This window comes from Burkholderia sp. SCN-KJ (assembly GCF_024656005.1).
Classification (GTDB): domain Bacteria; phylum Pseudomonadota; class Gammaproteobacteria; order Burkholderiales; family Burkholderiaceae; genus Burkholderia.
In genome coordinates this window covers 1-24,863 of record NZ_JANKOG010000027.1, presented here as the reverse complement: position 1 = coordinate 24,863, position 24,863 = coordinate 1, and the positions used below count along the sequence as shown (strand labels likewise).

21 protein-coding genes are annotated in these 24,863 nt (G+C 67.2%); 9 read left to right on the top strand and 12 right to left on the bottom strand.

Going from position 1 to position 24,863, the window contains the following annotated elements:
• The first annotated feature begins 180 nt into the window (after positions 1 to 180).
• Positions 181 to 627, top strand: a complete 447-nt coding sequence (locus NQV17_RS31625) for a hypothetical protein (RefSeq protein WP_257775273.1) — start codon at positions 181 to 183, stop codon at positions 625 to 627.
• Between the two features lie 21 nt (positions 628 to 648).
• Here NQV17_RS31625 and NQV17_RS31620 read toward each other — a convergent pair whose 3' ends face one another.
• From NQV17_RS31620 to NQV17_RS31600, 5 genes are all read right to left on the bottom strand, one after another.
• On the bottom strand, positions 649 to 1,740 hold the full coding sequence (locus tag NQV17_RS31620; protein ID WP_059834828.1) for a porin: 1,092 nt from the start codon (positions 1,738 to 1,740) through the stop codon (positions 649 to 651).
• A 102-nt stretch (positions 1,741 to 1,842) separates the two neighbouring features.
• Positions 1,843 to 3,186, bottom strand: a complete 1,344-nt coding sequence (locus NQV17_RS31615; protein WP_257775272.1) for an MFS transporter — start codon at positions 3,184 to 3,186, stop codon at positions 1,843 to 1,845.
• 156 nt (positions 3,187 to 3,342) lie between these two features.
• Entirely contained in the window at positions 3,343 to 4,404 is a 1,062-nt protein-coding gene (locus NQV17_RS31610) for an aromatic ring-hydroxylating dioxygenase subunit alpha (protein WP_257775271.1), read from the bottom strand.
• Positions 4,405 to 4,452: 48 nt separating this feature from the next.
• Positions 4,453 to 5,418, bottom strand: coding sequence for a PDR/VanB family oxidoreductase (locus NQV17_RS31605; RefSeq protein ID WP_257775270.1), 966 nt, complete (start codon positions 5,416 to 5,418; stop codon positions 4,453 to 4,455).
• Positions 5,415 to 6,494 carry an aromatic ring-hydroxylating dioxygenase subunit alpha gene (locus tag NQV17_RS31600; RefSeq protein ID WP_257775269.1) on the bottom strand — a complete coding sequence of 360 codons (1,080 nt, stop codon included), beginning with the start codon at positions 6,492 to 6,494 and terminating at the stop codon, positions 5,415 to 5,417. The genes NQV17_RS31605 and NQV17_RS31600 overlap by 4 nt, the downstream gene beginning before the upstream one ends.
• Before the next feature lie 198 nt (positions 6,495 to 6,692).
• On the opposite strand from NQV17_RS31600, the gene NQV17_RS31595 reads away from it, so the two are divergent.
• Positions 6,693 to 7,181 carry a MarR family winged helix-turn-helix transcriptional regulator gene (locus NQV17_RS31595; protein WP_257775268.1) on the top strand — a complete coding sequence of 163 codons (489 nt, stop codon included), beginning with the start codon at positions 6,693 to 6,695 and terminating at the stop codon, positions 7,179 to 7,181.
• A gap of 69 nt (positions 7,182 to 7,250) precedes the next feature.
• Here NQV17_RS31595 and NQV17_RS31590 read toward each other — a convergent pair whose 3' ends face one another.
• Positions 7,251 to 7,997: a TetR/AcrR family transcriptional regulator gene (locus NQV17_RS31590; RefSeq protein WP_257775267.1), complete on the bottom strand. Its 747-nt coding sequence runs from the start codon at positions 7,995 to 7,997 to the stop codon at positions 7,251 to 7,253.
• 171 nt (positions 7,998 to 8,168) lie between these two features.
• On the opposite strand from NQV17_RS31590, the gene NQV17_RS31585 reads away from it, so the two are divergent.
• The 7 genes from NQV17_RS31585 to NQV17_RS31555 all read left to right on the top strand — a co-directional run bounded on the left by NQV17_RS31585 (position 8,169) and on the right by NQV17_RS31555 (position 17,331).
• The gene (locus NQV17_RS31585) at positions 8,169 to 9,350 is read left to right on the top strand and encodes an isovaleryl-CoA dehydrogenase (RefSeq protein ID WP_059532493.1); all 1,182 of its coding nucleotides are present in this window, start codon (positions 8,169 to 8,171) and stop codon (positions 9,348 to 9,350) included.
• 31 nt (positions 9,351 to 9,381) lie between these two features.
• On the top strand, positions 9,382 to 10,989 hold the full coding sequence (locus NQV17_RS31580) for a carboxyl transferase domain-containing protein (RefSeq protein ID WP_044847408.1): 1,608 nt from the start codon (positions 9,382 to 9,384) through the stop codon (positions 10,987 to 10,989).
• Positions 10,990 to 11,008: 19 nt separating this feature from the next.
• Positions 11,009 to 11,794, top strand: a complete 786-nt coding sequence (locus NQV17_RS31575; RefSeq protein ID WP_257775266.1) for an enoyl-CoA hydratase/isomerase family protein — start codon at positions 11,009 to 11,011, stop codon at positions 11,792 to 11,794.
• A 36-nt stretch (positions 11,795 to 11,830) separates the two neighbouring features.
• On the top strand, positions 11,831 to 13,831 hold the full coding sequence (locus NQV17_RS31570) for an acetyl/propionyl/methylcrotonyl-CoA carboxylase subunit alpha (RefSeq protein WP_257775264.1): 2,001 nt from the start codon (positions 11,831 to 11,833) through the stop codon (positions 13,829 to 13,831).
• Between the two features lie 254 nt (positions 13,832 to 14,085).
• Positions 14,086 to 15,228, top strand: coding sequence for a DUF2827 domain-containing protein (locus tag NQV17_RS31565; RefSeq protein ID WP_257775263.1), 1,143 nt, complete (start codon positions 14,086 to 14,088; stop codon positions 15,226 to 15,228).
• 809 nt (positions 15,229 to 16,037) lie between these two features.
• The gene (locus tag NQV17_RS31560; RefSeq protein ID WP_124488641.1) at positions 16,038 to 16,841 is read left to right on the top strand and encodes an EAL domain-containing protein; all 804 of its coding nucleotides are present in this window, start codon (positions 16,038 to 16,040) and stop codon (positions 16,839 to 16,841) included.
• Positions 16,842 to 16,902: 61 nt separating this feature from the next.
• The gene (locus tag NQV17_RS31555) at positions 16,903 to 17,331 is read left to right on the top strand and encodes a hypothetical protein (protein WP_257775262.1); all 429 of its coding nucleotides are present in this window, start codon (positions 16,903 to 16,905) and stop codon (positions 17,329 to 17,331) included.
• A gap of 87 nt (positions 17,332 to 17,418) precedes the next feature.
• On the opposite strand, the gene NQV17_RS31550 is transcribed toward NQV17_RS31555, so the two are convergent.
• The 6 genes from NQV17_RS31550 to NQV17_RS31525 form a co-directional block, all read right to left on the bottom strand.
• Positions 17,419 to 19,392: an FkbM family methyltransferase gene (locus NQV17_RS31550; RefSeq protein ID WP_257775261.1), complete on the bottom strand. Its 1,974-nt coding sequence runs from the start codon at positions 19,390 to 19,392 to the stop codon at positions 17,419 to 17,421.
• Between the two features lie 24 nt (positions 19,393 to 19,416).
• Entirely contained in the window at positions 19,417 to 20,553 is a 1,137-nt protein-coding gene (locus NQV17_RS31545) for a DUF2827 domain-containing protein (RefSeq protein WP_257775260.1), read from the bottom strand.
• 26 nt (positions 20,554 to 20,579) lie between these two features.
• Positions 20,580 to 21,734, bottom strand: a complete 1,155-nt coding sequence (locus NQV17_RS31540) for a DUF2827 domain-containing protein (protein ID WP_257775259.1) — start codon at positions 21,732 to 21,734, stop codon at positions 20,580 to 20,582.
• 14 nt (positions 21,735 to 21,748) lie between these two features.
• The gene (locus NQV17_RS31535; protein WP_257775258.1) at positions 21,749 to 22,894 is read right to left on the bottom strand and encodes a DUF2827 domain-containing protein; all 1,146 of its coding nucleotides are present in this window, start codon (positions 22,892 to 22,894) and stop codon (positions 21,749 to 21,751) included.
• Between the two features lie 399 nt (positions 22,895 to 23,293).
• On the bottom strand, positions 23,294 to 23,962 hold the full coding sequence (locus NQV17_RS31530) for an OmpA family protein (RefSeq protein WP_257775257.1): 669 nt from the start codon (positions 23,960 to 23,962) through the stop codon (positions 23,294 to 23,296).
• Positions 23,963 to 24,085: 123 nt separating this feature from the next.
• A partial coding sequence (locus tag NQV17_RS31525; RefSeq protein ID WP_257775256.1) for a YadA family autotransporter adhesin occupies positions 24,086 to 24,863 on the bottom strand: 778 nt, incomplete at its 5' end.

Here is a 24,863-nt window from a genome sequence, read left to right as displayed (position 1 = left end):
TGCCGCGCGACGTCGCGCACCGCAGTCGACCATGCGGGTGCTGAAGTGATCGCAGCCGTGTTCCACGATTCGAACGATTGACGCAACGGCCGCACGATCATGCTCGGGTGTTTCGCCGGGCAGCCGGCGAAGCGCCGCGATCGATTACTTCAACCACCACGCTTGACGGGAGACCACCCAATGAAAAAGAGTTCCGCGCCGTTCATGACGGCCGCGCTGGCTGCCTGCGCGATGCTGGCGGGCGTTCACCAGAGCGGCTACGCCGCGCCGGCCGCCGAGCCCGCGATCGACGCGCATTACGCCACCGTGATCGAGGCCTACACGCAGGACATGGCCGCCGCGAAGACGAAATACGACGGCAGGCGCCTCGCGTTCGTCGGCGCGGTGATGCGGATGGGCAGCGACCCGGGCGGCACGTACTTCGGTGCATTGACGGCCGACGGCGAGCAGTTCGACACGCATTTCGACGCGGCCGACCAGGCCGCGTTGAAACTGAAATTCCCGGGCGGCGAGATCAAGCCGTTCACGGCGTCCGCGAATTTCCGCTTCAGCTGCGTGAACGAAGGTTATATCGACGCGCCGGTGCTGCCGGGGCTGAAGCTGTCGCATTGCCGGCTCGCCGATTGATCGAGGTGCGGTGTCCGGCGTTCAGAACTTCTGCTGGATGCCGGCCATCACGCCGAGCTGATTCATCCCGGTGCCGACCGTCCCGCCGGCCGCGACCGCGTTCGCGGCCAGCGCGCTGTTGAACATGTAGCCCACCGACGTATAGACGGTCGTCCGCTTCGACAGGAAATAGTTCGCGCGCCCGACCACCAGCGTCGCGTTCGTGCCTTCCTTGTTTTCGCGGCGTTGCAGGTAGCGCACGCCCTGCAGGTCGAGCGCGAGGTAGGGCGTCGCGTAGTACGTGCCGCCCGCGAACACGATGTCGGCCTGCAGGTGCTCGGCCGCCGCGAGGTTGCGGCGGATCCACCCGGCGCCGAGTTTCGCGGGGCCGATCTTCACGTAGCCCGCGACGATGTCGCGCGTGTCGGTGTAGGCCGGATTGTTCAGCGGCGCGAGCGCGCCGCCGCCGCCGCGCATCACGTCGTGCGACGCGGCCAGCCCGAAATTGCTCGCGTCATACGCGAGCATCGCCGTGTATTGGCGGCACGCGACGATGTCGCCGGGCACCTGTCCGGCGCAGCCCGTCGCCGACGGCCCCGCCGGCCCGGCCGCGTCGCGGCCGAAGCTGTAGGTCGCGCCGAGCGTCACGCCGTGGAACGTGCCCTTGTAGCCGATCGCATTGTCGCTGCGCGCGTTCGGCAGATACGAGTCGAAATCCGCCATCGAATGAATCGACGGGCCGATCACGTCGGCATTGGTCAGCACGATCATCGACATGTTCATCTGACGGCCGAGGGTCAGCGCGCCGAACGGGCTGTTTACGCCCACGTTGGCCTGCCGCCCGAACAGGCGCCCGCCGTAGTTCAGCGCGCCGGTGCCGGGCTGGAAGCCGTTTTCGAGCACGAAGAAGGCCTGGTAGCCGCCGCCGAGATCCTCCGTGCCTCTCAGGCCCCAGCGTGACGGCACTTCGCCGGTCAGCGTCGGCATCCCGGTGAACGATCCGCCGCGCGCGGCGTTGTTGTAGTAGGACACGCCGGTATCGATGATCCCGTACAGCGTGACGCTGCTTTGCGCACAGGCCGGTCCGGCCAGCGCCATCGCCGTCGCGAGTGCGACGCCCAGTTTCGTTTTCATGGCTGTCTCCAAACAGTATGTAGATATACTTATCGATTTTCTTATTGACCCGGACCTGCCCGGGATGCCGACGGGTATCGGCAGGACTGCGGGTGTCGCGTGTTACGAGATCGCCGGATCGCGTTGCCGGTGCGGCGCCGCGACACGCGCGCCCGCCACGGCGACGGCGATCGCCGCGCCGGCCATCGGCACGAGGAACGCGAAATAGAGATGGGGCACGGACCAGCCGTCGTCCAGCAGCGCACCGACCGTCATTGGCGACAGGATCGCGCCGAGGCGTCCGATGCCGACCGCGAGACCGATGCCGGTCGTGCGGATCTCGGCGGGATAGGGCGTCGGCGACAGCGCGTACATGCCGGCCACGCACGCGTTGATCACGGCGCCGAGGAATACCGCGACGGTCATCCCGATGCCGAGCGAGCCGGTGTTCGCGCCGAACGCGACCATCAGTGCGCCACCCAGCAACAGCGTCGCGCCCAGCAGGCTGCGCAGGCCGAACCGGGTCGACAGCAGGCTGAACAGCGACGCGCCCGCGATGCCGCCGAGGTTGAGCAGCACGCCGCCGGTCACACCCTGCGAGGCCGACAGGCCGGCCTGGACCAGCAACTTCGGCGTCCAGCTCACGACGAAATAGAAGCTGCCCATCACGAGGAAGAATGCGATCCACAGCGCGATCGTGCGACGCGTGAGCGGCGCGCGCAGCACGGCTGTCCAACTTGACGCGGGGCTCGCCGTGTCGATGGATGCGCTCGCGGTCGGCAGCGCATTGATCGGCGCGCGCTTCATTCTCGCGAGGATGCGGTTGATTTTCTGCAGCGCGTCGTCCGGACGCCGCGCCAGCAGGAAGTCGAGCGATTCCGGCAGCAGTGCGAGCACCATCGGGATCGCCATCAAGGTCAGGATGCCGCCGAACGCGAACACGCTGCGCCATCCCCATACCGACAGCAGGTAACCGGCGATGACGCCGCCCGCGGTGGCACCGATCGCGTAGCCGGTCGACTGCATGCCGATCGCGGCGCTGCGCCATTTGTTCGATGCGTACTCGCCGCTGATGACGGTCAGGCTTGCGAGCATCCCGCCGATGCCGAGGCCCGTATAGGCACGCGCGACGGCGAGTTGCAACGTGCTGTGCGTGGCCGCACAGGCCAGCATGCCGGTCGAGATCACGGCGAGGCAGAGCAGGATGATGCGGCGGCGGCCGACGCGGTCGGCCAGCGGGGCGATCAGCACCGAGCCGATCCCCATGCCGGCCAGCCCGGCGCTCAGCAGCAGGCCGATTTCCTTGCCGCTCAGTTTCCATTCGGCCGCCAGGTGCGGCGCGGCAAACGCGATGGCCAGCACGTCGAAGCCGTCCAGCATGTTCAGCACGACGCAGGCCGTGACCGCCATCGTCTGGAACGCGCTCATCGGGGACGCGTCGATCGTATTGCGGATATTTTCGCTCACGTCAAAGATCCTTGATAAAAATAGTATGACTAATCGAATGGGATGAAATCGAAGCCGGCAGCGGCGAATGGGACGAAAGCGAATGCGTGGGTTGGCGGGCAACCCGGGGAACGCCCGTCGCGGCCGGCTCGCGTCGTTCGCGCGTCGGCGCGAGGGTTACGCGGGGTCGGGCTGTAGCAGCAGCCGCTCGATCACGCGCCGCGCGCGATTGGGGCCGGCGTCGACGTGAATGTCGATCTGGCGGCCGTCCGGAAACCGCAACTGATTGCGGTATTGCGCTTCGATCACGGTCTTGTCTTCATCGAACGTCGCCGCGGATTGCTCGATGACCGTTCGCGCGATGCGTTCGACGTCGTGTTGCGGATTGGTCGCGACGGTCCAGAAGTAGTGCGTCGTCGTTTCCGACTCGGGCGTGATGCCGTGGAAGCCGCGCATGTGAAAACCGCCGCGCGCCGGGTCGTGAAGGTCGCCGGTGCCGGCGTCCATCGCGCCGGTCCAGATCCGGATATGCGACACGTGGAATTCGATTTCCTGCCAGCGGTCGACGCGGCCCGTGAACGGCCACGCGGCCGTGTAGGTCGGCGGCGGGTCGGACGCCGGCATCCGGCGGACCAGCGTCACCGTGTCGCCGTCGCTGCTGACGCGGGTTTCCGCGCCCATATGCAGCGGCGCGTTACCGCCGATCGTTTTCAGATGAACGTAGCCGAGGTGGCTCAGGTCCATCAGGTTGTCGTGAATCAGCTGATACGGCGCGTCGTAATGGTAGTGGCCGCCGCCGAACCGGTATTGCGGATCCGTGTGGAACGCATAGCGCGGCGGCGCGCAAGTCGGTTGGGCGTGCGCGTCGGCGCCGATCCAGATCCATACGATCGCGTCCTGCTCCTGCACCGGATACGACGCCACGCACGCCTTCGCCGGAATGCGTTCCTGCCCGGGAATCTCCACGCAGGTGCCGCCGCGGTCGAACAGCAGCCCGTGATAGCCGCAGCGCAGGCCGCGCGCTTCGAGCGAGCCGCACGACAGCGGCAGCGACTTGTGGCAGCAGCGATCCTCCAGCGCGCCGACTTCCCCGGACGGCAACCGGAACAGGACGACCGGGCGGCCAAGCAGCGTGCGGGCGACGGGGCGGTCCGTCAGTTCGGATGACAGCGCGGCGACCCACCATCGATCGACCGGGAATTGAGCAGTACTGATGGGGGCCTGGGCAGGTCGTTCCATTGATCGTCTCCAGTTTTGTGGTTGGCCGCCGCGTATCGGGCGGTCCGTCTACAGATCGAGGACCAGCAGGTCGCTTCGCGATCGGGAGCAGCACGGCATGAACTGGTCGCCGGCCGCTTGTTCCGCTTCCGTCAGATACGAATCGCGATGATCGGGCTCGCCTTCGAGCACGCGCGTCATGCAGGTGCCGCATACGCCTTGTTCGCACGACGTCAGCACGTCGATGCCGTTGGCCGCCAGCGCCGCGATGACCGTGCATTCGGCTGGCACGTCGATCACCTTGCCGCTGCTCGCGATCCGGACCTGGAACGCGCGATCCGCGCCGGACGACGCAACCGCGCCGCCGAAGAACTCGTAGTGCAGCCGCGCTTCGGCCCAGTTGCGCTCGCGCGCGGCGTTCAGCACCGCATCCATGAAGCCGCGCGGGCCGCATACGTACAGGTGCGTGCCGTCCGGCGCGGCGGCGAGCACCGCGGCGAGGTCGAAGCGTTGCGCGGGGGCGCCGTCGTCGACGTGGAAGCGGACGCGGTCATGGAACCCGGCGGCGTTGATCCGCTCGACGAAGGCCATGCGATCGGTCGAACGCGCGCAGTAGTGCATGTCGAACGGCAGGCCGGACGAGAACAGCCGTTCCGCCATGCTGAGGATCGGCGTCACGCCGATTCCGCCGGCGAGCAACAGGTGGTGCGGGGCGTCGGGCGCGAGCGGGAATTGATTGCGCGGCATGCCGATCCGCACGGTGTCGCCTTGCCGGACTTCGTCGTGAATCGCGCGCGACCCGCCGCGGCCCTCGGCATCGCGCAGCACCGCGATCTGGTAGCGATCGCCGTGCTCCGGGTGGTTGCACAGCGAGTACTGGCGCACGAGCCCGCCCGGCAGATGCACGTCGATATGGGCGCCGGCGTCGAAGCGTGGCAGGGGCGAACCGTCATCGCTGACGAATTCGAAGCCGCAGATGTCGCGCGCTTCCTGCCACTTGCGGGCCACGCGGACCGTCAGCGTCGCGGCGCTCATGACGCCTCCTTGATCTGCGCGACCGGAATCACGGGCCGCTGCGGGCTCGCCGCACTTTCTTCGGCGAGCAGCCGCTCGATCACCTTGCGCGACAGCACGCCGCCGGCGTCGATGTTGAGCTTGAGCAGCTTGCGCTCCGGCCACTGCTCGAGGTTGAGCTGCTGGCGCTCGAGCATCTCGAGATCCTCGGCGAAGATCTTGCCCTGGCCTTCGCGAATCTCGGCGGTCAGCGCGTGATCGTCGGGCCGGAAGTTGCGCGCCATCCCCCAGAAGTACCAGATCGAGCTGTCCGTCTCCGGTGTGATGAAGTCGACCACGATCGACGATGCCTTCAGCTCCGCCGGCGCGTCGTAGCCGCCGTGGCCCGCATGCGCGACGCCCACTTCGATCATCACGTGGCTCGGCGGCGTGAAGCGGCAGATCTGCCAGCGGTCGACCGGCATGTCGTCGGCGAGGCCGTTGCCGCGCAGCGCCATCCGCCAGAACGGCGGCGGCATCACGTTCTCCATGAAGCGGCTGGTGACGACTTCGTCGCCATTGCTGGTGGTCTTCGGCGCGGCTTCGTCGATTTCCTTCTGGCCGATGCTCGTCGCATGCACGTAGGTCTCGTGCGTGAGGTCCATCAGGTTGTCGATCATCAGCCGGTAGTCGCAACGGATGTGATACAGGCCGCCGCCGTGCGCCCAGGCCGGATCTTCGGCCCATTGCAGCGCGGGCAGCCTGGCGGGATCGGCTTCGGACGCGTCGCCCGGCCAGACCCACACGAATCCGTACCGTTCGACCACCGGGAAGCTGCGGATCGGCGGGAAGCCGCCGACGCGCTGGCCCGGCATGCCGGCCGTCTTGCCGTTGCAGCCCATTTCGAGCCCGTGATAGCCGCACACGAGCACGCCGTCACGCACGAAGCCCAGCGACAGCGGCGCACCGCGGTGCGGGCAGAAATCCTCGAGCGCGGCGACCCGGCCGTCCGCCGCGCGGTAGAACACCATCGATTCGTTGCAAATCTTGCGTCCCAGCGGCTTGCCGTCGATCTCGTCGGGCGTGCAGGCCACATACCAAGCGTTCTTGAGAAACACGTTGTTCGTCTCCTTCAGGGCGGTGCCGCCGGTACGCGGCAACTCGTCATTCAGTGTACTGAATGTGATTCAGTGTACTCATTGAGATTGGCTGGAGCAAGGCGAGCGGTATACTGGTTTTCCCGGGAAATGGCGCGAGGCAGCGCCATGCCGTCGGCGCACGCAACGGCGTGCGCCGCCTATGTCATCGACTCATTCATGGAAAAAACGAATCCCGCCGACGCGCCGGTTTTCCCGCTCGACCTGTACGACGAGCCCGGGCACCTGATCCGGCGCGCGCACCAGATCGCGGTCGCGATGTTCTACGAGAAGCTGGGCCGGGACGTGACGCCGGTGCAGTACGCGGTCCTGCGGATGCTTTACGAGTGCCCGGGGCTCGATCAGGTGACGCTCGCGCAGCGGGTGGCGCTCGACACGTCGACCACTGCCGATCTCGCGGTCCGGCTCGAGGCGAAAGGATTGATCGTCCGCGAAGTGCTGCCGCGGCGTCAGCGGCGCCTGCTGCTGACGCCGGCCGGCGTCGAGCTGCTCACGCACCTGATTCCGTCGGTGAAGGAGCTGCGCGCCGGCCTGTTCGACGGCATGGGCGAGGACGATTCGCAGGAACTGATGCGCCTGTTGCGCAAGTTCGTCCATCTGAATAACGAGCAGAGTCGCGCGCCGCTGCGGGTCGGCGAAGAGTCGTAGCGCTTGGACTCGGCTCGATGGAGCGGGTGATGCGGCAAGGCGCCAGGCGCGCCGCACCGCCTGCCGGCGTCACGGGCGTGACGCTTCGCCTTCCAGCCGCCGCACCGCTTCCGCGACTTCGTTCCTGAAGCGCACCAGCGCCGCCTGCTCCGGCGCGGGCGGCTGCACGGCCGCCCACAGCATGTCGATCAGCTGCGTGGCCGTCGTTTCCGTATCGAGCTTGCGGTGCCCGAGGATCGCATCCCACAGCACGTGCTCGATCGGCCCGAACACCATCGAGCGCAGCAGGCTCAGCGGCATGTCGCGGCGCACCTGCCCGGCCGCCTGGCCGCGCGCGAGCACGTCCATCAGCGGCGCCGTGTAGCGGCGCTGCAGCGCGGTGAGCTCGTCGCTCAGCGCATGCTGCTTCGCACGCCCCTCCGACAGCACCAGCGCGCACAGCCCCGTGCCGTTCACCAGCATCAGCCGCAGGTGCGTGCGCACGATGAACGCGAACTGCTGCTGCACCGACGCCTCCAGCGGCATCCCGTGCTCGAACGCGGCAATGATTTCGTCATACCAGTCGGCGATCACACGCGCGCACAGCTCGCGCTTGCCGCGGAAGTAGCTGAACACCGTCGCCTCCGACACGCCGACGCGCTGCGCGATCTCGGCGGCCGTCGCATGCTCGTAGCCCTTTTCGGCGAACACTTCACGGCCGGCGCGCAGGATGTCCTGCACGCGCTGCTGGGACTTGCGCCCGGCGGGGGCGCGCGACGGCTCGGCGCGATCGGCTTTGGCGGTGGCGGTCATGGTGTCGGCGGTAGCGGCTGTCATCTCGCAATGATATCTGAGTGTCACTCAAAAAACTATTGACGGCAAGCCGGACGAGGCGCGAAACTGTGCAAAATTTCCGCTGTATTGGCTTAATGAATCGACGCATTGATCCGATTTGAGCGAAACTCAGAAATCGGCGCGTGCGACCCACTTTCTGGAGACGGAGGAGACATGATCAACCTGCCCGGTGTGCAATTCATGCTCGGTGAAGACATCGAGATGCTGCGCGACGCCGTCGCGACGTTCGCGGCGAAGGAAATCACGCCGCGCGCGGCGGAGGTCGACCGCACCGACCAGTTTCCGATGGATCTGTGGAAGAAGTTCGGCGATCTCGGCGTGCTCGGCATGACGGTGGCCGAGGAGTACGGCGGCGCGAACATGGGCTACACCGCGCACATGGTCGCGATGGAGGAGATCTCGCGCGCATCGGCATCGATCGGCCTGTCGTACGGCGCGCACTCGAACCTGTGCGTGAACCAGATCCACCGCAACGGCACCGACGCGCAAAAGCAGAAGTACCTGCCGAAGCTCGTGTCGGGCGAACACATCGGCGCGCTCGCGATGAGCGAGCCGAACGCGGGCTCCGACGTCGTCAGCATGAAGCTGCGCGCGGACAAGCGCGGCGACCGTTACGTGCTCAACGGCACGAAGATGTGGATCACCAACGGCCCCGACTGCGACACGCTCGTCGTCTACGCGAAGACGGATATCGACGCCGGCCCGCGCGGCATCACCGCATTCATCGTCGAGAAGGGGATGAAGGGCTTCTCGGTCGCACAGAAGCTCGACAAGCTCGGCATGCGCGGGTCGCACACGGGCGAACTCGTGTTCCAGGACGTCGAGGTGCCGGAGGAGAACATCCTCGGCCAGCTCAACGGCGGCGTGAAGGTGCTGATGAGCGGCCTCGACTACGAACGCGCGGTGCTGTCGGGCGGCCCGACGGGCATCATGGCCGCGTGTCTCGACGCGGTGGTGCCGTATATCCACGACCGCAAGCAGTTCGGCCAGTCGATCGGCGAATTCCAGCTGATCCAGGGCAAGGTCGCCGACATGTACACCACGTTCCAGGCGTGCCGCGCGTACCTGTACGCGGTCGGCCGCCATCTCGACTCGGCGGGCAGCGACCACATCCGCCAGGTGCGCAAGGACTGCGCGGGCGTGATCCTCTACACGGCCGAGAAGGCAACGTGGATGGCCGGCGAGGCGATCCAGATCCTCGGCGGCAACGGCTACATCAACGAATACCCGGTCGGCCGTCTGTGGCGCGATGCGAAGCTCTACGAGATCGGCGCCGGCACGAGCGAGATCCGCCGGATGCTGATCGGCCGCGAGCTGTTCGCGGAAACGATGTAACGCCCCACGTCACGCGAACGGAGCCCCGTCGATGCCGATCATCGAATCGAAACTGAACCCGCGTTCGGAAGAATTCCGCGCGAACGCCGCGGCGCTGGAGGCGGTGGTCGCCGACCTGCGCGCGAAGATCGAACAGCTCGCGCAAGGCGGCGGCCCGGCCGCGCGCGACAAGCACCTGTCGCGCGGCAAGCTGCTGCCGCGCGACCGCATCGCGCAACTGCTCGATCCGGGTGCGCCGTTCCTCGAGCTGTCGCAGCTCGCCGCGAACGGCATGTACAACGACGACGCGCCGGGCGCGGGCGTGATCACCGGCATCGGCCGGATCGCGGGCCGCGAGTGCGTGATCGTGTGCAACGACGCGACGGTCAAGGGCGGCACCTACTACCCGATGACCGTGAAGAAGCACGTGCGCGCGCAGGAAATCGCCGCGGAAAACCGGCTGCCGTGCGTGTATCTCGTCGATTCGGGTGGCGCGAACCTGCCGAACCAGGACGACGTGTTTCCCGATCGCGACCACTTCGGCCGCATCTTCTTCAACCAGGCGACGATGTCCGCCGCGGGGATCGCGCAGATCGCGGTCGTGATGGGCTCGTGCACGGCGGGCGGCGCGTATGTGCCGGCGATGAGCGACGAGTCGATCATCGTGAAGAACCAGGGCACGATTTTCCTCGGCGGCCCGCCGCTCGTGAAGGCCGCGACCGGCGAGGAAGTGAGCGCCGAGGACCTCGGCGGCGGCGACGTGCACACGCGCCTGTCGGGCGTGGCCGACCATCTCGCGCAGAACGACGCGCATGCGCTGTCGATCGCGCGCAATATCGTCGATCACCTCGCGCCGAAGATCGCGTCGCCGGTGGCGCTGCGCGAACCGAAGCCGCCGCGCTACGACGCGAAGAGCCTATACGGCGTGATTCCGGTCGACACGCGCAAGCCGTTCGACGTGCGCGAGGTGATCGCGCGCATCGTCGATGATTCGGAGTTCGACGAATTCAAGGCGCGCTTCGGCACGACGCTCGTCACGGGCTTCGCGCACATCTGGGGCCATCCGGTCGGGATCGTCGCGAACAACGGCATCCTGTTCTCCGAATCGGCCGTGAAGGGCGCGCATTTCATCGAGCTGTGCTGCCAGCGCAAGATTCCGCTCGTGTTCCTGCAGAACATCACGGGCTTCATGGTCGGCCGCAAGTACGAGAACGAAGGCATCGCGCGCCATGGCGCGAAGATGGTGACGGCCGTGTCGAATGCGAAGGTGCCGAAGTTCACGGTGATCATCGGCGGCTCGTTCGGCGCCGGCAACTACGGGATGTGCGGCCGCGCATTCGGGCCGCGTTTCCTGTGGATGTGGCCGAACGCGCGGATCTCGGTGATGGGCGGCGAGCAGGCGGCGTCGGTGCTCGCGACCGTGCGCCGCGACGGCATCGAGGCAAAGGGCGGCGCGTGGTCGGCAGAGGACGAAGAGGCATTCAAGCAGCCGATCCGCGACCAGTACGAGCGCCAGGGGCATCCGTACTACGCGAGTGCGCGCTTGTGGGACGACGGCGTGATCGACCCCGCGCAGACGCGCGACGTGCTGGGCCTCGGCCTCGCCGCGTCGATGAACGCCCCGATCGACGATACGCGCTTCGGCGTGTTCCGCATGTAACGGCCGGGAGGGCTGACCGATGCGATACGAAACGATCAAGGTAAGCGAAGCCGGCCGCGTGGCGACCGTCACGCTCGCGCGGCCCGACGTGCGCAACGCGTTCAACGAGACGACGATCGCCGAGCTGACCACCGCGTTCGAGTGGCTCGACGCGCACGCCGGCGTGCGTGCGATCGTGCTCGCCGCGGAAGGCGCGGCGTTCTGCGCGGGCGCGGACCTGAACTGGATGAAGAAGATGGCCGGTTACTCGGACGACGAGAACCGCGCCGACGCGCGCAAGCTCGCGCGCATGCTCGAGGCGATCCACCGCTGCGGCAAGCCGGTGATCGCGCGCGTGCACGGCGATGCGTATGCGGGCGGCGTGGGTCTCGTCGCGGCGGCCGACATCGCGATCGCCGCCGACGGCGTGAAGTTCTGCCTGTCCGAAGCGCGGCTCGGGCTGATACCCGCGACGATCGCCCCGTACGTCGTGCGGGCGATGGGCGAGCGCGCGGCGCGCCGCTACTTCACGACGGCCGAGGTGTTCGACAGCGCGCGCGCTGCGTCGCTCGGCTTCATTCACGACGCGGTGCCGGCCGATGCGCTCGACGAAATGGTCGCGAAGCTGGCCGCGACGCTCGTCGCGAACGGCCCCGATGCGGTGAAGGCGTGCAAGCGGCTCGTCGCCGACGTGGCCGGCCGGCCGCTCGACGCGACGCTGATCGAGCAGACGGCCGACTGGATCGCGCGCACCCGCGCCGGCGCGGAAGCGCGCGAAGGGATCGCGTCCTTCCTCGAGAAACGCACGCCTTCGTGGCGTGAATGACGGCGTGCCCCTAACTTTCCGGACGACATCGAAGCCATGTTCGACAAGATTCTGATCGCCAACCGCGGTGAAATCGCCTGCCGCGTCGCCGCGACGTGCAAACGTCTCGGGATCGCGAGCGTCGCCGTCTATTCCGACGCGGACGCGAACGCGAAGCACGTCGCCGCATGCGACGAAGCCGTGCACATCGGCGGTGCGGCGGCCGCGGACAGCTACCTGCGCATCGAGCGCATCATCGAGGCCGCGCGCGCGACTGGTGCGCAGGCCATCCACCCGGGCTACGGCTTCCTGTCGGAGAACGAGGATTTCGCGCATGCGTGCGAGGCGGCCGGCATCGCGTTCATCGGGCCGCCGGTCGACGCGATCGCGGCGATGGGCTCGAAGGCTGCCGCCAAGGCGCTGATGCACGCGGCCGCGGTACCGCTCGTGCCCGGCTATCACGGCGACGACCAGGACGCGGCGAACCTGCATCTCGAAGCCGACGAGATCGGCTACCCGGTGCTGCTGAAGGCGAGCGCGGGCGGCGGCGGCAAGGGCATGCGCGTGGTCGAGCGCTCCGAGGACTTCCCGGCGGCGCTCGCGTCGTGCCAGCGCGAGGCCGCGAGCAGCTTCGGCAACGACCGCGTGCTGATCGAGAAATACCTGACGCGCCCGCGTCACGTCGAAGTGCAGGTGTTCGGCGACACGCACGGCAACACCGTCTACCTGTTCGATCGCGACTGTTCGGTGCAGCGTCGTCACCAGAAGGTGCTCGAGGAAGCGCCGGCGCCGGGGCTGCATGAAGACGTGCGCCAGGCGATGGGCGAGGCGGCCGTCGCGGCCGCGCGCGCGGTGAATTACGTCGGTGCGGGCACCGTCGAATTCATCATGACGGGCGAAGCGTTTTATTTCATGGAAATGAACACGCGCCTGCAGGTCGAGCATCCGGTTACCGAGATGGTCACGGGGCTCGATCTCGTCGAATGGCAGCTGCGCGTCGCAGCGGGCGAGCCGCTGCCGCTGAAGCAGGACGAACTGCGCGTGCAGGGTCATGCGATCGAGGCGCGTCTGTATGCGGAGAACCCGGCGCGCGGCTTCCTGCCGTCCACCGGCACGCTGAAGCACCTGCGGCTGCCGGAAGGTGTCGAGTTCGCGATCGGCGCGCCGGTGCGCGTCGACAGCGGCGTGCGCGAGGGCGACGCGATCACGCCGTTCTACGATCCGATGATCGCGAAGCTGATCGTGCACGGCGCGGATCGCGCGGAAGTGCTCGGCCGGATGCTGCGCGCGCTGCGGGCCTGCGAGGTGGTGGGCCTGCACACGAATGCCGCGTTCCTGCAGCGGATCGTCACCTGCCGGCCGTTCGCGCGCGCCGATCTCGACACGGGCCTGATCGAGCGCAACCACGATGCGCTGTTCGCGCCGCAACAGCCGCCGCGCGCGACGCTCGCGCTGGCCTGCGCGGCACTGCTCGCGCGCGAACGCGGCGCGGCTGCACGGGAAGGCGCGTCACCGTGGGGTGCGCTGCCGGACTGGCGGCTGAACGGCGGCTATCGCCGCACGCTCGAATGGCATGCGCCCGATCGCGGAGCGGACGTGACGGTCACCTACGAGGACGACGGCGGCGGCACGCGCCTCGCCACCGGCGACGCGGCCGCGCAACCGTTCGCGTGGACGCGCGGCGCGACGCCGCTCGACTTCGACGTGACGCTCGACGGCGTGCGCAGCAGCGGCCGCGTGTATGCGGACGGCGACAGTTTCCACGTGTTCACGCAGGGTGTCGCCGAGACCTTCGAATGGCGCAACGTGCTCGCGCACGCGGGCGATGCCGAGCATGGCGGCGGCCGCCTCACCGCGCCGATGCCCGGCAAGGTGATCGCGGTGCTGGTCGAGCCGGGCCAGAAGGTCGAGGCCGGCACGCCGCTGATCGTGATGGAGGCGATGAAGATGGAGCATACGATCGGCGCGCCGGGCGCGGGCGTCGTCGCGGAAGTGCTGTACGGCGTCGGCGACCAGGTCGCCGATGGCGCGCAGTTGCTGATGATGGCGGAAGGCTGACCGCGGCGTGTGCCGCGCACGGGCCGGCGTGGCGCCTCGCGGCGCGGCGCCGGCCTCGTCGCATTTCGCATCCGGCCGTCGGCGATGGCGTGCATGGCCAGGCCCGCACGGTGCGGACGACGGCTCTCGGCCGCATCGCGTATGACCATGCCTGACAGTCTGGCGGCCGGCGCTCCGCTAGACTGGCGGATTGCTCACGTGGCCCATTGCCGTGAGCTACACTGCATCCATTCAATCACGCCCCCGCCGACGAGATGAAGTCTCCTGCCCTGAACGGCCTGCGCATCGGTATCACGATCGGCCTGCGCGCCCCCGACGAAAGCCTGTGGATCAACGGCATCAAGCAGAACGCGTTGTTTCTCGCAAAGTTGTTGATGGCGTCGCCGCATGGCTATCGCGTGACGCTGGTCAACACGACCGACGTGGCGCTTACCGACGCGCTGCCTTGGGATCGCCGCGTATACGACACGCGCGCGTTCGCCGACATGAAGGATGCGCTCGACGTGGTGATCGAGCTGGGCGGTCAGATCGACGGCGAGCAGACGGCCTACCTGAAGGCGCGCGGCGCGAAGATCGTCAGCTACTGCTGCGGCTTCGAGTACATCACCTCGATGGAATCGATACTGTTCGGCCGCCGCATGTGGGATTCGCTGTTCATCAACCGCGGCTACGACGAATTGTGGGCCATTCCGCAGATCGCGGAATCGTCGCTGCCGTTCCTGCAGTCGCTGCGCCGTTGCCCGGGGCGCGTCGTGCCGTTCGTGTGGGACCCGATGTGTCTGGAGGCGCGTGCGCAATCGCTGCCGGAGCGTGGCGAATACCGGCCGCGCAGCGAACCGGGCAAGCGGCTGACGGTGATGGAGCCGAACCACAACGTCGTGAAGTTCTGCATGTATCCGATGCTGATCATCGACGAGGCGTATCGCCGCGACCCCGACGCGATCTGCTTCACGCACGTGACGAACGCCGATCGCCTCGCGCACAACAGCCCCGAGTTCGTGACGCTGATGAACTACCTGGACATCGTGCGCGCGGGCAAGGCGAGCTTCGTCGGGCGTTTCGACACGCCGTTGTTCCTGGCCGACATGACCGACATCGTCGTGTCGCATCAATGGGCGAACCCGCTCAACTACTTCTATTTCGACGTGTGCTGGCAGGGTTATCCGCTCGTGCACAACGCGAGCCTCGTGCCGGACCTCGGCTACTACTATCCTGGCAACGACGTGCAGAAGGGCACCGAGGCGCTGCTGCACGCGCTGCATACGCACGACGACGACTGGCAAGGGTATGCGCAGCGGCAGCGCGAGATCCTGCGCCGCTATACGTCGGCGAACCCCGCGCTCGTCGCCGACTACGACGCGCTGCTCGCGAACCTGATCGGCGCGACGGCGGCATAAGGTTGCACGACGCGGCACGCGCCGCTGCCTGCGGGCGCATTCGATCGCGATCGAGGCGGTCGGCTCGATTTCGCCGCCTGCCGTCAACCGGATTGACTCGGGTTAATGTCTGAAGAAATGAGCCGTTAAAAAAGAAACCGCCGAACCGGGGAGATTCGACGGTTTTCGAAGGCACGAATTTGACGGCTCCGAGGGAAGTCCGTCAAAAATAATTTTATAGGTTAACTAGTCGGAAAGATTGTTAAATATCTTTCGATGGATGGTTGCCGTATAATTCGACTTAATTATTGTCGTTCAAATCAGCCGAATTATCATTCAAATATTTTTAATATCGTTTGAAACGGCAAAATTGAATTCTGTGGAGACCGAATGCGTCGTCGCAACGCAATGGCAGCGCGGTTTGCCAGCGGCTGCGAGGAATCCGGCCGTCGGGACCGGGTAGCGTTTCGCTGGCGCGCATTTGTCATATGATATTTCAAACATCCGATTTTTGAAACGAGTCTCGCGATAAATCGGCTCACCCGAAGATGTTCGAGCGGGGTAAATACCCAGTATCGATCGGAGTATCGTCGACGTTTTTGTGTAACCTGTCGCACTGTCGTCGACGTGCACGTGTGGTGTATTTTCCGTATTTGAATATCATTGACAATATCTGATTTGACGGCGCGCCGGAATAAAAAGTACGCTCCCGAAAAGATCGAAAAAGAGGATGGGCCGGGTAGGCGGTGGTGCGCGTCGTGGTCGGCTCGCGCCATATGAATCGAGAGCGCGGGCCGTCATCGGCGGTCCGACATTTGCCGGAGCGCCGGATGAATGCGGTCGAACCTCGCCTGGAGGCGAACAGCGTAGCGAATCGTGACGAGATCGATCTCGTATTCGGCGCGCCTGACGATCACCCCGACCTTGCGTCGGTACGCAGTTTCGTCGAAAGCCGGCTCGGATTCGCGCGCGAGCCGGTTTGCCGCGCCGATTTGTCGGGCGGCGTGCTGTATCACGAATGCCTCGCGCGGCTGCGCTGGGGCGCGCGCGATGTCTTGCCGCCGCTCGCGTTCCTGCCGCGCCTCGAATCGCTCGGGCTGATGCGCTGGTTCGACCGGCTCGTGGTGGGCCGGACGATCGACGCGCTGCGCGCCGATCCGAAGGCCGTGTACGGCTGCAACGTCGCGGCGACGAGCGCGGTCGTGGACGACGCGTGGCTCGCCCTGTTCAGGCGGCTCGAGCGCGAGCCGTCGGTCGCGGCGCGGCTGGTCGTCGAAATCACCGAGACGGGGCCGCTGAACCCCGTCGCGGGCCGGTCGTTCGTGAACCGGTTTCGCCAGGCCGGGTGCCGCGTCGCGATCGACGATTTCGGCGTCGGCTTCAGCGCGCTGAACAACCTGGTGGTCGGCAATCCCGACATCGTGAAGCTCGACAGGTCGGTCCTGTCGCTGATCAAGCGCAACGCGATCGGGCGCTACCAGTTTCGTCGGCTGATCGCGTTCGCGCACGAAAGCGCGCGGCACGTCGTCGTCGAAGGCGTGGAGAACGAGATCGACCGGCAGATCATCCTGGATTCCGGCGTCTCATGGGCGCAGGGCATCCGCTTTACATGGCGGTCACCGGCCGCCGCATGACGCCGCGGCGCGGGCGCGGCGCGCCGGGATCGACAACGAAGAATTGAATAGGGGCGTGGGCATGGCGGCGACGAAGAAGGCCGGGCACGGAACGGGCACGCAGGCGGCCGATGCGCGCGAGCTCGTCGCGATCGCCGAACTGGCCGGGATGCTGGAGCAACTCGGCGCCGACGCGCTTGAAGCGGCCGATGCACCGGTCGACGTCATGCCGTTTCTCGACGGCCTGAGGAACGTCTCGCAACACATTCACCGGATGAAACCGCTCGATGCCGACGGTCGCGAGCGCGCGGCGCGACACTATTTCGCCGGTGTGTTCGCGGGCGCTTGCGGCGACGATTCGGCAATCGCGTGCGGTGTATCGGGCAGCCTGGCGCAACCGGCCGGCGCTGTCGGCCCCGCGGCGGCACGCTGTTTCGCGAGGCTTGCGCGCATCGGCCGGCGGCATGGCCGTGCGTTCGCCGAGCGACGCGGGCAGCGCGTGCCGGCTTGACGCCGGTTCGCGCATCACGTCCTCGTCAGGTTCTCGTCAGGCTCCTCAGGAGTACTACCGGCTGGCGTCGCGCGGCAAGGTCACTCGTCAATCCTTCCCGAAGCCACCCAGCACGAGCGCCAGCGCGCGGTCGACCGCGTCGTCCCAGCGGCCCGGATGCGCGGCGCGCACGATCCGGATGCCCGGGTACAGCGCGGTACGCGAGCCGGTTTCCCAGCGCGCATCGGCTTTCGGGCTCAGCAGCAGGACGGCCGGCACGCCCAGCGCGCCGGCCAGGTGGATGTGCGCGGTGCAGGTGGTGACCACGGCGTCCATCGCGAGCATCAGTGCGGCCAGATCGCTGAAATCGCCGATCGCGTGATGCGGGAACGTGACCGGCAGATCCGACGGCTCGGACTGCGCGGCGATATCGCGGTTGATGCAGTACGCGGCATGGCCGCGCAGCCGCGCGAGCGGCGCGAGGTCGCGCAGGCTGGCCGCGCGCAGGAAGCGCGCATCGCTTTCGTCGCGGCCGCGCCAGTTGAGGCCGATGCGGCGCGTGCCCGGCGCGTTGCCGTCGCGCGCGACGCGTTCGCGCCATGCCGCCGCCCGTTCGGGCGGGCACGACAGGTAGGCGGCCGGCGCACCGGCCGGTGCCGGCGCGTAGCCGAACTGCGCGGCCAGCACCAGGAACGAACACCAGTAGTCGTGAGCGATCTGCGACGTGTCGACCCACGCGCCGTGTGCGGCGACGACGTCGATGCGCGGGAACGTATGGCGCATCAGGTCGGCCAGCGCGGCGGGGACGATGACCGTCACCGCCACGCCGTCGAGCGCGTCGAGCGCATGCAGGTAGCGCGCGTACTGGAGCTGGTCGCCGACCCCGCCATAGCTGATCACGAGCAGCCGCTTGCCGTGCAGCGGCTGGCCGTCGTAGAGCCGTTCCGTCGGCAGCCCGAACCGTGCGGCCGTCAGCACGTTTTCGCTGGCGATGGTCGCGCGCGCGGCTTCGTCGCGCCGGCCGGCACGCAGCAGCAGCGCCGAGCGCGCGAGCTCGACACGCCCGCGCAGCGCGTCGGGCAGCGCGGCCGGTTCGCCGATGCGTTCGAGTGCCGCGAGCCCGGCATCGGGCGCGCCGGCGAAGCCGTAGCACGACGCGAGCTGGAACGCGATCGCGTCGTCGTCGAGGCCCCGGCCGCGCGCGCGCAGCCAGCGGGCGATCGCGTGGCCCCATTCGCAGCGGGATTCGTGGTCGAGCGCGCGGTTCCAGTGCGTTTCGGGCGCGTCGTCGGTCTCGGCTGACACGGCGGCATTCGCGTCATCGTTTGCGCGCGCGGATACGCGGCCGACGGGCTCGCCCGAGATGAACAGGCGTTGCCGGTCCCAGCGCGGGTTCGGCACGCAGAGCATGTTCAGCCCGTCGATCCGGTAGAACGTGTAGTCGAGGCTGGCGAACGTATCGATGATCGGCGCCTCGCCGACTTTCCAGTATTCGATCCAGCACCACGGCAGATGCGTTTCGATCAGCCGGCGTGCGCCGCGCAGCGCGTCGATCTCCATCCCTTCGATGTCGAGCTTCAGGAAATCCAGCCGCGGCAGGCCGAGCGAATCGAGCCTGACGACCGGCGTCGGCGTGCCGCCCGCCGCTTGCTCGTCGACGAGCGACACCGTGCCGAAATCGGCATCCTGCCCATAGTCGATGTCGGGCACCTTCATCGTGCCGTTGGCGCTGGCGAGTCCCATGTTCAGCAGATGGAGGTTGTCGAGCTCGTTGAGCGCGACGGTGCCGCCGAGCGCATGGAACAGCGTGCGCTGCGGCTCGAACGCATACACGCGGCCGCCGCGCGCGCGCAGCCGGTGCGCGATCGGCACGCACACGAGCCCTGCATTCGCGCCGCCGTCCACCGCGATCGCGCCGTCGGGCAACTGGTCGATCACCTGCAGGATCGTGTCGAGCTCGGCCTGGATATGCGGCCGGCCTGTCTTGATCAGCGCCTCGGCCTGCAGCGCGCAGTGCCGGTTGATAACGAACGGGCCGTGGATCGAATCGATCACGACGAAATTGCGGACGGTCTGATTCATGGGCGGGAGCGCGTGCGAAGGAGGTCAGCCGAGCGTGCGTCCGGCGAACAGGCGCTGGATCTGCCCGGAATACGCGCGGACGTTGTGGTCGGCGAGCGTGTCGACCTGCTGCAGGCAGCGGCGGGCCGCTGCCGCGTAGTCGTCGAGCCGCGCGTCGTGCGTCTGCGCGGCGGTCGCGATCGCGCGCGCCGCGTCGAAGATCTCGAAGTCCGGATAGTAATAACCAACGTCGCGCAGGAACGGCGAGTTGTGCACGAGCGGGTAGTTGCCGTACAGCGCGTCGTACAGCAGGTAGTTCAGGCCGTTTTCCCAGTGGTGCGACACGACGATGTCGGTGTGATGCGCGGCCCACGCGACGAACGGCGCGCGCACGTCGGCCGTCGCCTTGCCGTCGCGCACCATCTCGAGCCCGAGCGCGAGATGCTTGAAGGCGACGTTTTCCTTCTTGTCGAACGTGTTGGTCATATACACGTGTTCGACGAGCTCAGGATGCTCGACGTAGCACGCGTTCGCGGCCAGCATCGGCACGATCGAACTCTTCACGACGTTCAGGTTCGGCTCGAAGAACGCTATGCGCTTGGCCGGACCGTGGTTGCGGTAGCCGAAGCGCGCCTTCAGCTCGGGGTCGGCGTCGAGGCTGCGCTCGATGAAGTACGGCGACCAGATGTGCGGCAGCTCGATCACCGGCGCGCGATACACGGCCTGGAAGTAGGCCGCGCACGTGTGCATGTGCTGCGGGTTGGTCCAGATCTCGTCGAACTGCACGCGGTTCGGGTTCGGCCGCCAGTTGTTCTTCTCGAAGTTGATCGTCTCGACCGCGATCACGTAGTCGTTGCCGAAGCGGTACGACACGCACTTGCCGCCGCGCTGGCGCACCGCGTCCGTGTGCGACGGGTCGACGAACGCGTTCATCTCGATCAGCAGGTCGGTCTGGTGGACGATCGCCGACAGCGGGCGCAGCGCGTCGCCGAACGCGTCCATCATCAGCGCCTGCGGGTAGTCGGTGATGCCGTCGTCGTGCGCGAGCCACACTTCGCCGATCAGCGGCGAGCGCTTCAGCAGCATGTACAGATAGACGCAATGCTGGTTCGCGCCGTTGTACCAGATCGACTGCGTCGCGTCGCGCTGCACGTTCATCGTAATCGCGACATTGATTTTCATCGGCGGCTCCGGGCGGACGGTGCGCGTCAAGCGTCGCGATAGAGCGACGCGATCGCGTCGGAATACGCGGCGACGTTGTCGGGGTTGTAGATGCTGACCGAGTCGAGCACGTGCTTCGATTGCTCGCGGTATGCATCCAGATTCGTGTCGTGTTCGGCAAATGCCCGCAGCAGCGCGCGGCCGCCGGCCTGGCAGTCGAAATCCGGATAGAAATACCCGGCCTTGCCGAGGAACGGCGAGTTGTGGATCAGCGGATAGTCGCCGTACAGCAGTTCGTAGTACAGGTAGTTCTGCGCGTTTTCCCACGTGTGCGACACCACCGCGTCGCCGTAGGCGGCCATGAACTCGTACACCGCGTAGCGGCTTTCGAACGTCGTGATCCCGTGGTTCACGATGTCGAGACTCTTCGCGAAATGAACGAACGTCGTATGTTCCTTCAGGTGCAGCGTATTGCACACGCGCACGAATTCGACGAAATCGGGCTTCGCGCGATACGCCTCCTCGGTCACCAGCATCGGGATGATGCTCGTCTTCACCATGCAGATGTTCGGCTCGAACATCGTCACGCGCCAGCGTGGCTTGCCGGGCTGATAGCCGAACGACAAACCGGCGCCGAGCGTCGCGCGTGCCTTGTCGAACAGCATCGGATGCCAGATGTGCGGGACGATCGTCACCGGCGCGCGCAGGCCCGTCTGGTAATAATGCAGGCACGAGCGCTCGAATTCCGGAATCGTCCAGACCGCGTCGTACGGCGCGCCCGAGAACAGGAAGCCCGACGGCTTGTCGAACATCGCGCGTTCGATGTCGATCACGTAGTCGTTGCCGACCCGCATCGTGACGACCTTGCCGCCGCGCTCGCGGAACGCGCGCAGGTAGTCGGCGCCGAACTGCGCGCTCATTTCGATCAGCACGTCGCAGCGCTCGAGCGCTTCGTCCATCGACAGCAGCGGCACGTCCCATTCGCCGAGCATCATCTGCGGATCGGCGAGCTGTTCGCCGCCGTTCACCATCACGGCTTCAGCGACGAGCGGCGACTGGCGCAGCAGCAGGATCAGCAGCAGGCAGTTCTGGAAGATGCCGTTTTCCCACAGCGACTGGCCGGCGCCGCGCACGAACAGCGACACGCCGACGACGAGACGCTTGCCCTCGCCGGGCGCTTGACGGGCATTGGAGTCCGACATGCGTATTCTCCGGTTCAGGCGACCAGACGCGAGACGAACGCGTCGAGGTTCGCAGGGTTGTCGATCGAGACCGACCGCAGCAGCCGGTCGGCCTTCGCGCGGTAGTCGTCGAGCTGCTCGTCGTGATGCAGCCAGGCATCGAGCAGCACGCGGCCGCCCGCGGCGGAATCGAAGTCCGGGTAGTAGTAGCCTGCGTCGCCGATCAGCGTCGAGTTGTGGATCAGCGGATAGCCGCCGTACAGCACGTCGTAGTACAGATAGTTCTGCGCGTTTTCCCAGTGGTGGGACACGACGGCGTCCGCGTGGCGCGCCATGAAGCCCGGCAGGTCGATGCGCGGCTCGAACGTCGCCTTGTGCTGGCGCACGAGGTCGAGGCTGTTCGCGAAGTGCACGAAGGTCGGATGGGCCTTCATGTGCATCGAGTTGACGACGAACAGATGCTGCACGGCGTCCGGATGTGCACGGTAGAGCTCGTCGCACGCAAGCATCGGGTAGTGGCAGGACTTCACGACCGAGATGTTCGGCTCGAGCGTGGCGAGATTCCACGGGCGACGGCCGGGCCGATAGCCGAACGTCAGGCCTTCGCTCGCCAGCGTGGCGATGCGGCGATCGAGGAAGTACGGCGACCAGATATGCGGCATCAGGTGCACCGGCGCGCGCAACAGGGTTTGCAGCATCGGTGCGCCGGTCTTCTCGTACTGCGGCAGCAGCCATACTTCGTCGAACGGCGTGTCGTTGAAGATGTGTCCCGACGGCTTGCCGAAGATCGGTGTTTCACCCAGGCCGGCGTAGACGTGTCCGCAGAAGAAGGCGACGAGTTTCTTGCCGAGCGCCTTCATGTGCCTGCGCCATTCGAGCGGCAATTGCGCGCCCATCTCGATCACGACGTCGAGGTCGTGCGTGACGTCGGAAGGCTTCACGAGCGGCACGTCGAGGCCGTCGAGATCGAGCCCGGCCGGAAACGCGTTGGCGTCGCCGCCGTTCAGGAAATAGACGGGGCCGACGCGATCGGAGCGCTTGAGCATCATCGCGAGGAACGCGATGTTCTGGTGAATGCCGTTTTCCCAGATCGCCTGGCCGTCCCGCGCAAACAGCGAGATGCCGACGGCCGGCCGTTGCTTGCGGGTGCCGCCCGAGGCGGCTTGATTGATGTCCGTCACCGGTTGGTTTCCTCTGCGGCGTCGTGCGTTCGACCGTGGCCGCGAAACGGCGCGCCGTGGATTGTCGTGGTTGTGTTCGCGCCGGCGCGCGCCGGAATATGCGTCGAGCGGCGCGGATCGCGGGGCGGCCGCCGGATTCCGGTGTGTCGTCGGGCGGGTCACGGCGCGCGACGCGGGCGGAACGCCTCGGCAGCTGTCTGCGGCGATTGTGGCACGGAAGGCGCCGTTTTGTGGAGGGGGCCTGACGAACTTTGACATAGCCGCCCGCGCGGGAGCCGGGGCCCCGGCGAAGCGGGGTCGGTGCGGTCGGGCGGGGTGGCCGGCGGGGCGGCTGCGCGTTGCCGGTCAAGGCCGTCGCGTGCGGGCGCGGGGTGCGCCGGGGCCGCGACGGCCGGCTGCTCAGCGCTGCAGCGAGATCTCGACGCGGCGGTTGCTCGCGCGGCCTTCGGCCGTCGCGTTGGACGCGACCGGATCGGCACTGCCGCGGCCCGTGACCGACACGGCCTGCGCTTTCAGTCCGTGTGCCTTCAGGTAGCTTGCGACGGTTTCCGCGCGGCGCTTCGACAGCGCGAGATTGGCGGCGTCGTTGCCGACCGAATCCGTATGGCCGGTGACCGTCACCTGCGTGTACGTGCGGTCTTCGCGTTCGTTCAGCAACTTGTCGAGCGACGCGCGCGCGGCCGGCGTGAGCGTGGCCAGGCCCGTCGCGAACAGCGCGTCGCCCCCGAGGTTGACGTGTTCGACCGCGGCCGGCGCGGGGGCCGGCTCGGCCGCCGACGCAGCTTGGGCCGGCGCGGCGCCGCACTGGAACACCAGCGTCGCGGGATCGGAATTGTCGCGCAGCGCGCGGGCCGAGTCGACGGTGCGCACCGGCTGGTCACCGCAGATCTTGCGGGCGGCCTTCATGCAGGTCTGCGGGCCCGACAGCAGGCCGTGGCAGTCCACCTGGAAGGTGCGCACGCCGTCGCGCGGCTGCAGTTCGGAGGCGCTGAAGGTCGGGCCGGATGCGGTCGAGCACGCGGCGAGGGCCAGCGCGGAAAGCGCGAGCGCAAGAGCGAGTTTGTTCACGGTTACGTCCTCAATACTTGGGTTGACTGAAGCCCGCCGCGCATTGCGTGGCGGGCTCGTCCTGCCGTCGGGGCCGCCCGGCGCCGCCGGCTCGCGAGCCGGCGGCGTGGCGGCGCGACGGGGTTACTTCCACTGGTACAGCATGCCGGCGCCGATCACCTTCTGACCGCCGCTGAAGCCGCCGTTGATCGACGCCTTCAGGTTCTCCGTGATGCGCGCCTGCATGTTGACCGCCATCGCCTTCTGGCCGAGGAAGGTCGACGTGCCGATACCCATCCCGAAGTTGGCGTCGCGATCGAGCTGCGGGATCGACGCCATCGCGCCGACGGCCGCGATACCCTGCTTCGCCATCTGGTCGGTCTGCTGCAGTTGCGAACCCAGCGCGTTGATCTGCCCTTGCTGGCCCGACAGCGCGGTCGACAGCGTCGTCTGCACCTGCGTCAGCTGGTTCACGTTCACCGCGTCGGTGCCTTGCGTACCCGGCGCGACGTTCGTGATCTGGCGCTGCTGCGTGTCGCTGCCGACCGACACCACGTTCGAGCGACCGCCGTCGTTCGAATTCGCGCCGATCGCCACCGAGTTCGAGCCGGCGGTGACGGTCGGCCGGTCGGTGCCGGTGCCGTTCATGTCGGCCGCGATGGCGGTGTTGTTCGTCGCACGCGTCGTGTTGTTGTTGATCGTGGTCGACAGTTGGTTCACCTGATCGCCGAGGTTCGTCACGCCGGTCGACAGCGAAGCCACCGTGCTGTTCGTCGTGCTCAAACCGGTCGACAGCGAGCCGATGCCGGTCGAAGTCGACGTCGACAGCGACGTCAGGTTGCTGTTCGTCGAGCTGAGGCCCGTCGACAGCGAGTTGATCGCCGTCGAGGTCGACGTGGACAGCGACGTGAGGTTGCTGTTG